At 62.6% G+C, this 12,707-nt stretch carries 10 protein-coding genes; 1 reads left to right on the forward strand and 9 read right to left on the reverse strand.

The window, feature by feature from the left end; all coding sequences use genetic code 11:
* Positions 1–1,974: YgiQ family radical SAM protein (locus B3P22_RS12410; protein ID WP_296271167.1), on the reverse strand; the 1,974-nt coding region annotated here is incomplete at its 3' end.
* 282 nt (positions 1,975–2,256) lie between these two features.
* Between B3P22_RS12410 and B3P22_RS12415 the strand changes: the two genes are divergently transcribed.
* Positions 2,257–4,164, forward strand: coding sequence for a GGDEF domain-containing protein (locus B3P22_RS12415; protein ID WP_296271168.1), 1,908 nt, complete (start codon positions 2,257–2,259; stop codon positions 4,162–4,164).
* On the opposite strand, the gene alr is transcribed toward B3P22_RS12415, so the two are convergent.
* The 8 genes from alr to rnr form a co-directional block, all read right to left on the reverse strand.
* On the reverse strand, positions 4,161–5,237 hold the full coding sequence (alr, locus tag B3P22_RS12420; protein ID WP_296271169.1) for an alanine racemase: 1,077 nt from the start codon (positions 5,235–5,237) through the stop codon (positions 4,161–4,163). The genes B3P22_RS12415 and alr overlap by 4 nt on opposite strands.
* Positions 5,238–5,401: 164 nt before the next feature.
* The gene (dnaB, locus tag B3P22_RS12425) at positions 5,402–6,796 is read right to left on the reverse strand and encodes a replicative DNA helicase (RefSeq protein WP_296271170.1); all 1,395 of its coding nucleotides are present in this window, start codon (positions 6,794–6,796) and stop codon (positions 5,402–5,404) included.
* Between the two features lie 118 nt (positions 6,797–6,914).
* Entirely contained in the window at positions 6,915–7,361 is a 447-nt protein-coding gene (gene rplI, locus B3P22_RS12430; protein WP_197857059.1) for a 50S ribosomal protein L9, read from the reverse strand.
* A 21-nt stretch (positions 7,362–7,382) separates the two neighbouring features.
* A complete protein-coding gene (locus B3P22_RS12435) occupies positions 7,383–8,270 on the reverse strand; it encodes a hypothetical protein (RefSeq protein WP_275545395.1) in 888 nt (295 codons plus the stop codon).
* A gap of 36 nt (positions 8,271–8,306) precedes the next feature.
* Positions 8,307–8,537 (reverse strand): 30S ribosomal protein S18, encoded by a 231-nt coding sequence (gene rpsR, locus B3P22_RS12440; protein WP_003246847.1) that lies wholly within the window; start codon positions 8,535–8,537, stop codon positions 8,307–8,309.
* 28 nt (positions 8,538–8,565) lie between these two features.
* Positions 8,566–8,988 (reverse strand): 30S ribosomal protein S6, encoded by a 423-nt coding sequence (gene rpsF, locus B3P22_RS12445; RefSeq protein ID WP_061237453.1) that lies wholly within the window; start codon positions 8,986–8,988, stop codon positions 8,566–8,568.
* 267 nt (positions 8,989–9,255) lie between these two features.
* Positions 9,256–9,999, reverse strand: a complete 744-nt coding sequence (rlmB, locus tag B3P22_RS12450) for a 23S rRNA (guanosine(2251)-2'-O)-methyltransferase RlmB (RefSeq protein ID WP_296271171.1) — start codon at positions 9,997–9,999, stop codon at positions 9,256–9,258.
* Positions 9,996–12,482, reverse strand: coding sequence for a ribonuclease R (gene rnr / locus B3P22_RS12455; protein WP_197857056.1), 2,487 nt, complete (start codon positions 12,480–12,482; stop codon positions 9,996–9,998). The genes rlmB and rnr overlap by 4 nt, the downstream gene beginning before the upstream one ends.
* Between the last annotated feature and the right edge of the window lie 225 nt (positions 12,483–12,707).

A 12,707-nucleotide genomic window follows, 5' to 3' on the forward strand; every position in this document is an offset into this window, starting at 1 on the left:
CAGCGCCTCGCGCAGCAGCGGCCAGCCCTTCGGATCGTGATAGCGCAGGAAGGCCTTGTGCAGGCGACGCTGCTGCTCGCTCTTGACGATCTCCACGCCGTCGCTCTTGTAGGTCACCTTGCGCAGCGGGTTCTTGCCCGAGTGATACATGGCCGTGGCGGTGGCCATCGGCGAGGGGTAGAACGCCTGCACCTGGTCGGCGCGGAAACCGTTGCGCTTGAGCCACAGGGCGAGGTTCATCATGTCCTCGTCGGTGGTGCCCGGGTGCGCGGCGATGAAGTACGGGATCAGGTACTGCTCCTTGCCCGCCTCCTTGGAGAACTTCTCGAACATCTGCTTGAAGCGGTCATAGCTGCCGATGCCCGGCTTCATCATCTTGTCCAGCGGACCGCGCTCGGTGTGCTCCGGGGCGATCTTCAGGTAACCGCCAACGTGGTGGGTGACCAGTTCCTTGACGTACTCTGGCGATTCGACGGCCAGGTCATAACGCAGGCCCGAGGCGATCAGAATCTTCTTCACGCCGGGCAGCGCACGGGCCTTGCGGTACAGCTCGATCAGGGAGCTGTGATCGGTATTGAGGTTCTCGCAGATGCCAGGGAACACGCAGGACGGCTTGCGGCAGTGACGCTCGATTTCCGGGTCCTTGCAGGCGATGCGGTACATGTTGGCGGTCGGCCCGCCAAGGTCGGAGACCACGCCGGTGAAGCCCGGCACCTTGTCGCGCATCTCCTCGATCTCGCGGATGATCGAGTCGTGGGAACGGTTCTGAATGGTGCGGCCTTCGGGCTCGGTGATCGGGCAGATGGTGCAGCCACGGAAGCAGCCGCGCATGATGTTCACCGAGAAGCGGATCATTTCGTAGGCCGGGATTTTCTCCTTGCCATACACCGGGTGCGGCACGCGCGCGTAGGGCATGCCGAACACGTAGTCCATTTCCTCGGTGGTCATCGGGATGGGCGGCGGGTTGAACCACACATCCACCTCGCCATGCTTCTGCACCAGCGCGCGGGCGTTGCCCGGGTTGGTTTCCAGGTGCAGCACGCGGTTGGCGTGGGCGTAGAGCACCGGATCGTTGCGCACCTTCTCGAACGACGGCAGACGGATCACCGTCTTGTCGCGGGTCATGCGCGGGCTTTCGAGAATCTGTACCACCTTGGCTTCGTTGGGGTCTTCAACCTCGCCTTTAGCCTGTTCGATGGCACAGGCTTCGGTGTCCTGCGTGTTGACGTAGGGGTTGATGATCTTGTCGACGCGACCGGGGCGATCGATGCGGGTCGAGTCGACCTCGAACCAGCCATCCGGCGTATCACGACGAATGAACGCGGTGCCGCGCACATCGGTGATGGCCTCGACCTGCTCGCCTCGCGACAGGCGCTGGGCGATCTCGACCACGGCGCGTTCGGCGTTGCCGTAGAGCAGGATATCGGCGGTGGCGTCCATCAGGATCGAGCGACGCACCTTGTCCTGCCAGTAATCGTAATGGGCGATACGACGCAGCGACGCCTCGATTCCGCCAAGAATCACCGGCACATGGGTGTAAGCCTCCTTGCAGCGCTGGCTGTAGACCAGGCTGGCGCGATCGGGGCGCTTACCGGCAATGCCGCCGGGGGTGTAGGCGTCGTCGGAGCGGATCTTCTTGTCCGCGGTATAGCGGTTGATCATCGAGTCCATGTTGCCCGCCGCCACGCCGAAGAACAGGTTCGGCTCGCCGAGCTTCATGAAGTCGTCTTTGCTGCGCCAGTCCGGCTGGGCAATGATGCCCACGCGGAAACCCTGGGCCTCGAGCAGACGACCGATGATCGCCATGCCGAACGAAGGATGATCGACGTAGGCATCGCCGGTGACGATGATGATGTCGCAGCTGTCCCAGCCGAGCAGGTCCATCTCTTCCCGGCTCATCGGCAGGAAGGGCGCAGGCCCGAAACACTCGGCCCAATACTTGGGATAGTCGAACAGCGGCTTGGCAGCTTGCATATTTTTTGATCAATGGGCTATCACGAGGGGCGCGGATAATAGCACAAATTTTGACCAAACCAGACTATTCCACTGGGTTTAATGCCGTGAGCAGCCTCGATGACAAGCGCTCAAGCGCCCCGGCTGGAATTCATCATGCGGCGTCTCGACCACCGGTTACGGGCTCGAAAGAGCAGATAATTCGGGCATTTGCCGGCGATAGCCAGGCGCCATATTTGTTTTCGTCCGATAACAATCCTGTGCATATACTCAAGCATTCGGCCAGTCGCCCCCAGGACACCTATGCTGCTGCGCTTCGCCTTCCTGCTAGTTCTTCTACTCGGACTGTCGACCACGGGCCTGGCCATGGCATCCGTGACGCTCACCGACGCCAGCAGCGGCATGCCGCTCAACGCCCATATCGAACTGCTGGAAGACACGGAAGGCAGCCTGAGCATCGACGACCTCACAGCCCCTGAGCAGCAGTCGCGCTTTCGCCCGGCCCATGGTCGTGCCAGCGTCGGCCAGAGCCTGAACCCGTGGTGGATAAAACTGACCCTGCAACGCGATGTGCGCGCCCCGGCCCATTGGGTGCTGGAAGTGGGCGCAGTGACCCAGCTCGACCTGCAGCTCTACCAGCCGAACGGCCAGGGCGCCTGGCAAATGCGCCAGTCCGGCGAGCGCGTGCCCTTCAGCGAGAGTCGCGACCATCCCTACCGACGCATGGTGTTCGACCTGCCGATGCTCGGTGAACAGCCGACGACCTTCTACCTGCGCACCTTTGATCCTGCCGGCAACTCCTTCCCGCTGCGCATCTGGCAGCTTGATGAACTCACGCAACTGGCCGCACGCGAGAACCTGGCGCTAGGCGCCATCTACGGCGTGGTCGTCGCGCTGCTGCTGTACAACCTGTTCATCCTCATCTCGCTGCGCGACAAGGCCTACTTCTGGTATGTGCTGACCACCGCCTTCGCCCTGCTATTCATCATGAGCATGACCGGGCATGCTGCGCAGTACCTGTGGCCGCATCATGCCGTGCCGGCGTGGCTCGACCGCATCACCCTGCCGTCGCTGTGGGGTCTGTTCGCCAGCCGATTCACCCAGACCCTGCTGCAGACCAAGCAATATGTGCGCTGGGCCCACCACCTGTTGAACATGGCCTGCGTGATCTATCTCTTCGCCATTGTCTTGACCCTGCTCGATCAGCGCTATCTGGCAGCCTGGGCCATCGCGCTGCTGTCGCTGACCAGCATCCCTGCCGCGCTGGGCAGTGCCGTGGTGCGCTGGCGCCAGGGCTTTTTTCCTGCGCAACTGTACCTTTATGGCTACGGCCTGGTGCTGGGCAGCGTGGCCGTCCTGCTGCTACGCACCACCGGCTTATTACAACCGGCCGAATGGAATGCCTATGTATTTCCACTGGCTGTGGCTGCGGAATCCATCCTGTTCTCTTTTGCCCTGGCGTATCGCATCCAGATACTCAAGCAGGAGCGCGCCGTGGCCCTGCAGCAAGCGGATCGTGAAAAAACCGCACGCCTGGCCCAACTCCAGGCCAGCGCCGATGAGCTGCAGGCTGCGGTGACCGCACGCACCGCCGAACTGGCCGCGACCAACGAACAACTGCGTGAACGCGAGTGCGAGCTGCAGCATGCTGCCTTCCACGACCTGCTGACCGAGTTGCCCAACCGCCGCTACCTGGTCGAGCGCTGCGAGTCGGCCCTGGCGCATGCCGAGCGACACAAGGAAAGCGTGGCGCTGCTGCTGATCGACCTGGATCACTTCAAGCCGATCAATGATCGCTTCGGCCATGCGGCCGGCGACCTGATGCTGCAGGTGATTGCCAGGCGCCTGCGCGAACACGTGCGCCTGGGTGACACGGTGGCGCGCCTGGGCGGTGACGAGTTCGCCGTGCTGATCTGCGGCAGCGACGCAGAAAGCCAGGCCCGCGAAATCGCCGAGCGCCTGCTGGCGGAGCTGTCCGAACCCGTGCACTACGGTGCCGAGCGCCTGCGCGTGACCATCAGCATCGGCGTGGCGCTCTATCCACGCCATGCGAAGAACTTCACTGGGCTGTACAAGATCGCTGACCAGGCGCTCTACCGCGTCAAGGAACTGGGACGCTCAGGCGCGCGCGTGCACGGTGATGATGGCGAGCTGACCGAGCAGGCCTGCCTGCAGCTGGACATTCTCAAAGTACCCAGCGGCCTGGCCTAGCCGATATAGCGACGCGGCACCCGTGCTGTGACTTTGCTCAGCAGCTCGTAACCAATGGTGCCGCAGGCTGCCGCCACCTCGTCCAGCGGCAGATTGGCGCCCCATAGCTCCACCGGCGAATCGACATCGGCCTCGGGCAGGTCGGTGATATCCACCGCCAGCATGTCCATCGACACCCGGCCCGCCAGCGTCGCGCGCTGCCCGTCGACCAGCACAGGCGTGCCGCTCGGCGCATGACGCGGGTAACCATCGGCATAACCGCAACTGACCGTGGCAATCCGCGAAGGCCGCTGCGCTACCCAGCTCGCGCCATAACCGACACTTTCACCAGCCGCCACTTCACGCACGGCGATCACCCGCGCAGCCAGAGTCATGGCGGGCCTGAGCCCAAGCTCGCGCGCACTCAGCTCGGCGAACGGCGTCGCCCCGTAGAGCATGATGCCGGGACGCAGCCAATCCATGTGCGCGGCGGGAATGGTCAGCACGGCCGCCGAGTTGGCCAGCGAGCGATGATTGAAGTCCAGGTCCAGCAGATCGAGAAAACGCTCGACCTGCTGCTCGGTGAGTGGATGCCCACGCTCGTCGGCACAGGCGAAATGGCTGAGCAGGTTGAGCTCGGCGACCTGGTCGGCGTCTTCAAGCTGCGCATGCCACTGGCGCAGGCTGGCGGCATCGAAACCGAGGCGATGCATGCCGGAGTCCAGCTTGAGCCAGACATTCAGTGGCCGCACCAGCTCACTGGACAGCAGCGCCTCGGCCTGCGCTGCACTCTGCACCACCAGATCCAGTCCCAGCTGCGCTGCGATGGCATATTCGCTAGCCTCGAAGCAGCCTTCGAGCAGCAGGATGCGCGCCTCGCCATGCATGGCGCGCACTTCCGCCGCCTCTTCCAGGCAGGCCACGGCGAAGCCATCGGCAGCGCCGTGCAGCGCCGTGACCACCTCACGCACGCCATGCCCATAGGCATTGGCCTTGACCACCGCAAAAGCCTGACGCCCCGGCGCGCAGCGCTTGGCGACGGCGTAGTTGTGGGCAATGGCGGAGAGGTCGACGATGGCAGCTAGCGGGCGCATGGCAGAAGGCCTGAACGAAAAACGGGCGCCCATCTTAACCGCTGGGCACCCGTTTTCATTGATCCAGAGCGTAGCCCGGATGGAATCCGGGAGCTTCTGCGTCAAGAGCCCCGGATTTCATCCGGGCTACAGAGCTCGCCCCTACGACGCCCGGGCTACGACTGTCATTCATCCTCGAACTGGTAGCTACCCGGTGCCAGATTCTCGAAGCGTGAATACTTGCCGAGGAAGGCGAGGCGCGCGGTGCCGAGCGGACCGTTACGCTGCTTGCCGATGATGATCTCGGCCACGCCCTTGTACTCGGTTTCCGGGTGGTAAACCTCGTCGCGATAGACGAACAGGATGATGTCGGCGTCCTGCTCGATCGCACCGGATTCACGCAAGTCGGAGTTGATCGGGCGCTTGTTGGGGCGCTGCTCCAGGCCACGGTTGAGCTGCGACAGGGCGATGACCGGGCAGTTGAATTCCTTGGCCAGGCCCTTGAGCGAGCGCGAAATCTCGGAAATCTCGTTGACCCGGCTGTCACCGCTGGAGCCCGGAATCTGCATCAGCTGCAGGTAGTCGACCATGATCAGACCGATCTCGCCGTGCTCGCGAGCCAGGCGCCGCGTACGCGCACGCATCTCGCTGGGAGAAATGCCCGCCGTATCGTCGATAAACAGCTTGCGGTCGTTGAGCAGGTTGACCGCACTGGTCAGGCGCGGCCAGTCATCGTCGTCGAGCTGACCGGCACGTACCTTGGTCTGGTCGATGCGCCCCAGGGAGGCGAGCATACGAATGACGATGGATTCCGAAGGCATCTCCAGCGAGTAGACGAGGATCGACTTGTCGCTGCGCATCAGCGCGTTCTCCACCAGGTTCATGGCGAAGGTGGTCTTACCCATCGACGGACGACCGGCGACGATGATCATGTCGGCCGGCTGCAGGCCGCTGGTCAGGTTATCCAAATCGTCGAAGCCGGTGGACAGACCGGTGATCGCATCGCCGTTGTTGAACAGCGTATCGATACGGTCGATGGCCTTGACCAGAATGTCGTTGATGCCCACCGGGCCACCGGTCTTGGGACGGTCTTCGGCGATCTGGAAAATCAGTCGCTCCGCTTCGTCGAGGATCTCCTCGCCAGTACGGCCTTCCGGCGCATAGGCGCTGTCGGCGATCTCGTTGCTGATGCTGATCAGTTTGCGCAGCGTGGCACGCTCGCGAATGATCTGCGCGTAGGCCTTGATGTTGGCCACCGACGGCGTGTTCTTGGCCAGCTCGGCGAGGTAGGCCAGGCCGCCGACCTGCGTCAATTGTCCTTCCTTGTCCAGCTGTTCGGACAGGGTGACCACGTCGAAGGGCTCGTTACGCTCGGCCAGCTTGAAGATCGCGCGGAAGATCAGGCGGTGATCATGGCGATAGAAATCGACATCGGAAACGCCATCGAGCACACGCTCCCAGGCATTGTTGTCGAGCATCAGGCCACCCAGCACTGCCTGCTCCGCCTCGATGGAGTGCGGAGGCACTTTCAGGGCTGCGGTCTGCAGGTCGTATTGCTCGGGGATGCTGATGTCGTTCATAGGCTCGAGAGGAAAATGCTGCGATAGAAAAACAAAGGGCACGGATCGCCGAAGCGATGCCGTGCCCGATTGTCAGCAGACCGACACCTGAGTGCAAGTCCGCCTGGCGGCTGCTTAATTAAGCAGCAACCACGATCACCTTAACGGTGGCTTCGACGTCGGTGTGCAGGTGCACAGCTACGTCGTATTCGCCGACCTGACGGATAGTACCGTTGGGCAGACGAACTTCGGCCTTGGCCACTTCAACGCCGGAGGCGGTCAGGGCGTCAGCGATGTCGTGGGTACCGATCGAACCGAACAGCTTGCCTTCATCGCCAGCAACGGCGGTGATGGTGACTTCCAGCTCAGCCAGTTGAGCAGCGCGAGCTTCAGCGGAAGCTTTCTTCTCGGCAGCGGCTTTTTCCAGCTCGGCGCGGCGGGCTTCGAACGCAGCTACGTTTTCAGCGGTAGCAGCGGTGGCCTTGCCTTGCGGCAGCAGGAAGTTACGGCCGTAACCGGCTTTAACATTCACTTTGTCGCCCAGGTTGCCCAGGTTGGCGATTTTTTCCAGCAGGATGACTTCCATTTGGGTCTTACCTCTTAACTTTTAACCTTCACCGTCCGCGGGCCCACTCTTGCGAGCGAGGCGACCGCGAAAATCAAACAGACTGTCGACGATGGCCAGAACCACCAGTAGCGGATAGATCAGCTGCATGAACAGCAAGAGCGTGATGTACATGCCCACCAGCCAGAAGCGAGCGAGCCCACCCTTCTCCACCAAGCCATGCACCAGGGCGATCCCGGCGAACAGCAGCGGCACACTGCACAGCGGCGTGAGCATGGCCAACTGCGGCCCCAGGTTGGGGCCTAGCATCATGCCCGCCAGCAGCAACAGCGCCTGCGGCAGCGACAGTCTCAGGGCGCGGAACTCGCGACCGAAACCGCCTGGGTTGTACAACACGGCCTGCCAGTAGCGCCCAAGAATCAGGCTCAGCAAGCTCAGGATCTGCAGCAAGGCTGCCAGCAATCCGGTCAGCACCGGTGCAATCAGCGCCTCGAGACGCTCGCGTTCACTCACCGCCAATTGCTGATGAGCCCCGTCGAACATGGTCGGCAGCAGCTTTTGCAGCTCACCGGCCATGGCCTCGATGGGTTCGCGGAACACCGCCCCGAGGACCACTCCATACACCAGGCCCAACGCCACACTGCTCAGCAGTATGCGGTTCCAGGTCCAACTGGCGCGCAACAACAACGCCAGGCTCAGCGCACCGACCAGCACCAGCAAGGTGCGCGGCTCGCCGAAATACCACCAGGCAATCGCCGGCAGCATGGCCCAGGCCAGGATGCCCATGGCATCGCTGGCTCCGCGCCGCAACAGCACCAGGCTGCCTGCGGCGGCACTCAACCAGAACAACAGCGGCATCGCTGCCGATCCCACCACCACGAGGGTGGCCTGCATACGGCCGCGCATGATGTATTCAGCCAGGGCGCGCATGCGATCTATTCCTTAACGCTTGTCGACTATCCGATCTCAGCGGCCGTGGCTGTCGGTGTAGGGCAGCAGGGCCAGGAAGCGGGCGCGCTTGATAGCGGTGGCCAGCTGACGCTGATAACGAGCCTTGGTACCGGTGATACGGCTGGGAACGATCTTGCCGGTTTCCGAGATGTAGGCTTTCAGGGTGTTGAGATCTTTGAAATCGATCTCTTTCACGTCTTCAGCGGTGAAGCGGCAGAATTTACGACGACGGAAGAAACGTGCCATGTGATTGGCTCCTCAATAGATCCGTGGATTACTCGTCAGCGTTGTCGCTGTCGTTGTTGTCGCTGTCATCGCCGTCGTTGGACTCGGCGTTTTCAGGACGTTCACGACGCTCGCGGCGCTCACTGCGGTTTTCTTCGGCCTTCAGCATCTCGGACTGGCCAGTGACGGCCTCGTCGCGACGGATGACTAGGTTACGGATCACGGCGTCGTTGTAGCGGAAGTTGTCTTCCAGCTCGGCCAGGGCCTTGCCGGTGCACTCTACGTTGAGCATCACGTAGTGAGCTTTGTGGACGTTGTTGATGGCGTAAGCCAGCTGACGACGGCCCCAGTCTTCCAGGCGGTGAATCTTGCCACCGTCTTCTTCGATCAGCTTGGTGTAACGCTCGACCATGCCGCCGACTTGCTCGCTCTGGTCCGGGTGAACCAGAAAGATGATTTCGTAATGACGCATAAATGCTCCTTACGGGTTGTAGCCTGCCAACTAATAGTGGTCAGGCAAGGAGTGGGTTTTTCTCGTGATGAGCTTGCCAGGCGGTAGGCGCAAAAAGGCCTGCCGTCACAGCAAGGGGCGCCATTCTAGAGAAGCCCCCCGCCGCGCGCAAGGCGAATTGGCGATTATTTGAACAACAGCGACCGGCCCTTTCCTGTAGGAGCGAATTTATTCGCGATCATGGGCCGACATCGACTCATCGCGAACAAATTCGCGCCTACAGGTCGCTTACTTACCCTTCCTCTGCCGTACCGCCTCGAACAGGCAGACGCCGGTCGCAACAGAGACGTTGAGACTGCTGACGCTGCCACCCATGGGCAGCTTGACCAGGTAATCACAGTGCTCGCGGGTCAGGCGGCGCATGCCCTTGCCTTCGGCGCCCATGACCAGCACCGTCGGGCCGGTCATGTCGAGCTGGTACAACTCCTGCTCGGCCTCGCCAGCGGTGCCGACCACCCAAAGGCCCTTCTTCTGCAGTTTTTCCAGAGTGCGCGCCAGGTTGGTCACGGCGACCAGCGGAATCACCTCCGCCGCGCCGCAGGCCACCTTGCGCACGGTGGCATTGAGGGTGGCGGACTTGTCCTTGGGCACGACCACCGCCAGCGCACCCGCCGCATCGGCGGTACGCAGGCAGGCGCCCAGGTTGTGCGGGTCGGTCACGCCGTCGAGCACCAGCAGCAGCGGTACGCCCTCGCTACGCTCGAGCAGTTCGTCGAGCATGTTCTCGCCCCAGACCTGGCTCGGGCTGACCTCGGCGACCACGCCCTGGTGCACGCCTTCGGCCCACTCGTCCAGCTCCTGGCGCTCCTTGTGCCCGACCGGCACGCGATGCTGCGCCGCCAGCTCCAGCATCTGCTGGATGCGTGGCGCCTGGCGGCTCTCGGCCAGCCACAGTTGCTTGACCCGCTTGGGGTGGTGGCGCAGCAGCGCCTCCACGGCATGCACGCCGTAAACCTTTTCCAGCTGGCTCATCGTTTCGCCTTACGCTTGCTCGGCTTGCTGCCACTCGCCTCGGCCTTGCCCTTGGGCGCCGGCGCACCCTTGCGATGGCCGGAGGGTTTCTTCGCCGGCGCCTTGCCGCCACCTTTCTTGGCGCTGTCGAGCAGGGCCTTCTTCACTTCGCGGCTTTTCTGCACATCGGTATTGCCCATGCCGCGAGACTTACCGCTACGGCGCGCATCATCGTCCTTGCCGGTCTTGCCCTGGCTCAGTTCGAAATCGATCTTGCGCTCGTCCAGATCGACGCGCATCACCTTGACCTCGACGCTGTCGCCAAGACGGAAGCTGCGGCCGCTGCGCTCGCCGGACAGGCGATGGTGAACCGGATCGAAGTGATAGTAGTCGGCCGGCAGCGCGGTCACGTGCACCAGGCCCTCGACGTAGATGTCACGCAGCTCGACGAAGATGCCGAAGCCGGTCACCGCAGTGATCACGCCCTCGAAGGTCTCGCCGACGCGGTCCTGCATGAACTCGCACTTGAGCCAGTTGACCACGTCACGGGTCGCCTCGTCGGCACGGCGCTCCGTCATCGAGCACTGCTCGCCGAGTTTTTCCAGGGTCGCTTCGTCGTAGGGATAGATGCGCGCCTTGGGCATGGTCGCCGCACCGGCACGCTCCACATGCTTGGTTTCGCGCTTGGAACGGATCACGCTGCGAATGGCGCGGTGCACCAGCAGATCGGGGTAGCGACGGATCGGCGAGGTGAAGTGGGTATAGGCCTCGTAGTTCAGGCCGAAGTGCCCTTCGTTCTGCGCGCTGTACACCGCCTGGCTCAACGACCGCAGCATCACGGTCTGGATCAGGTGATAGTCCGGACGCTCGCGGATGCTTTCCAGTAGACGCTGATAGTCCTTGGGCGACGGGCCGTCCTTGGACTTGCCACGCTGCAGCGACAGACCCAGCTCGCCGAGGAAGGCCTTGAGCTTCTCCAGGCGCTCCAGCGGCGGGCCGTCGTGCACGCGGTACAACGACGGAATCTCGTGATCCTGCATGAAACGCGCGGTGGCCACGTTGGCGGCCAGCATGCACTCCTCGATCAGCTTGTGCGCATCGTTGCGCTGAGTCGGGCGGATCTCGTCGATCTTGCGATCGGTGCCGAAGACGATGCGCGTCTCCTGCGTCTCGAAATCGATGGCGCCGCGCTCGTGACGCGCCGCGACCAGCACCTGGTACAGCGCATAGAGCTGGTTGAGGTGCGGCAGGACTTCCTTGTACTCGCTGCGCAGGGATTTGCCCTCGCTGCTCTTGGGATCCTCCAGCATCAGGCTGACCTTGTTGTAGGTCAGGCGCGCATGGGAGTGGATCACCGCCTCGTAGAACTTGTAGTCGACCATCTGGCCGCTCTTGGACATGGTCATTTCGCAGACCATGGCCAGGCGATCGACATGCGGGTTGAGCGAGCACAGACCGTTGGACAGCTCCTCCGGCAGCATCGGCACGACGCGCTCGGGGAAATACACCGAGTTGCCACGCTCGACCGCCTCGGCGTCCAGCGCCGAACCGACCTTGACGTAGTGCGATACGTCGGCGATGGCCACATAGAGCTTCCAGCCGCCGGAGAACAGCTTCCAGCGGCTGCTGTTCTTCTCGCAGTACACGGCGTCGTCGAAGTCGCGGGCGTCTTCGCCGTCGATGGTGACGAAGGGCAGATGACGCAGATCGACGCGCTTCTCCTTGTCCTTCTCTTCCACTTCAGGCTTGAGCTTGCGCGCTTCCTTGATCACGCCTTCCGGCCAGACGTGCGGGATGTCGTAGCTGCGCAGCGCCACGTCGATCTCCATGCCCGGCGCCATGTAGTTGCCGATCACCTCGACGATATCGCCCTGCGGCTGGAAGCGCTGGGTCGGCCAGTGGGTGATCTTGATCTCGACGAACTGACCGATGCGCGCACCGGCGGTGCGGCCCGGCGTGACCAGCACTTCCTGCTGGATCTTGGGGTTGTCGGCGACGACGAAACCGATGCCGTTCTCTTCGTAGTAACGGCCGACGATGCTCTCATGAGCGCGTTCGATCACCTCGACGATGCCGCCTTCACGGCGACCACGGCGATCGAAACCCGCCACCCGCACCAACGCGCGATCACGATCGAACACCAGGCGCATCTGCGCCGGGCTGAGGAACAGGTCGTCACTGCCGTCGTCCGGCACGAGGAAGCCGAAACCGTCGCGGTGACCGCTGATGCGCCCGCAGATCAGGTCGAGCTTGTCCACCGGGGCGTAAGTGCCACGACGGGTATAGATGAGCTGACCGTCGCGCTCCATGGCGCGCAGTCGGCGGCGCAGTGCTTCGAGCTGGTCGTCGGTGTCGAGACCGAACTCTTCGACCAGTTGCTCACGGCTGGCAGGCGAACCACGCTCGGCCAGATGGGCCAGGATCAGTTCGCGGCTGGGGATGGGGTTGTCGTATTTTTCCGCCTCGCGGGCGGCCTCGGGATCGAGGGATTGCCAATCGGCCATGTAGGAAGGATTACCTATGCTTATGTATAAAGGTGTATGCCATCTGCCTATTGAAGCGCGAAAACGGCATTCACGGCAGCTTTTCCGGCGACAATAATTTTTTTACGGTCAGGGGTTTACAAGGTAAATGCCCGCCCGTATAGTTCGCGCCCACAGCGTCAAGCAGACGTTGTAACACGAAGCAGATGAGGAATCATCGGTTTCAGTGCCCAGGTGGCGGAATTG

The sequence above is a fragment of the Pseudomonas sp. UBA6323 genome, from assembly GCF_002439135.1.
Lineage (GTDB): Bacteria > Pseudomonadota > Gammaproteobacteria > Pseudomonadales > Pseudomonadaceae > Aquipseudomonas.

Coding starts and splice junctions, on each gene's coding strand:
- B3P22_RS12415 (WP_296271168.1), top strand. CDS start 2,257: ATGCTGCTGCGCTTCGCCTTCCTGCTAGTTCTTCTACTCGGACTGTCG.
- rnr (WP_197857056.1), bottom strand. CDS start 12,482: ATGGCCGATTGGCAATCCCTCGATCCCGAGGCCGCCCGCGAGGCGGAA.
- B3P22_RS12435 (WP_275545395.1), bottom strand. CDS start 8,270: ATGCGCGCCCTGGCTGAATACATCATGCGCGGCCGTATGCAGGCCACC.
- alr (WP_296271169.1), bottom strand. CDS start 5,237: ATGCGCCCGCTAGCTGCCATCGTCGACCTCTCCGCCATTGCCCACAAC.
- rpsF (WP_061237453.1), bottom strand. CDS start 8,988: ATGCGTCATTACGAAATCATCTTTCTGGTTCACCCGGACCAGAGCGAG.
- rplI (WP_197857059.1), bottom strand. CDS start 7,361: ATGGAAGTCATCCTGCTGGAAAAAATCGCCAACCTGGGCAACCTGGGC.
- rlmB (WP_296271171.1), bottom strand. CDS start 9,999: ATGAGCCAGCTGGAAAAGGTTTACGGCGTGCATGCCGTGGAGGCGCTG.
- rpsR (WP_003246847.1), bottom strand. CDS start 8,537: ATGGCACGTTTCTTCCGTCGTCGTAAATTCTGCCGCTTCACCGCTGAA.
- dnaB (WP_296271170.1), bottom strand. CDS start 6,796: ATGAACGACATCAGCATCCCCGAGCAATACGACCTGCAGACCGCAGCC.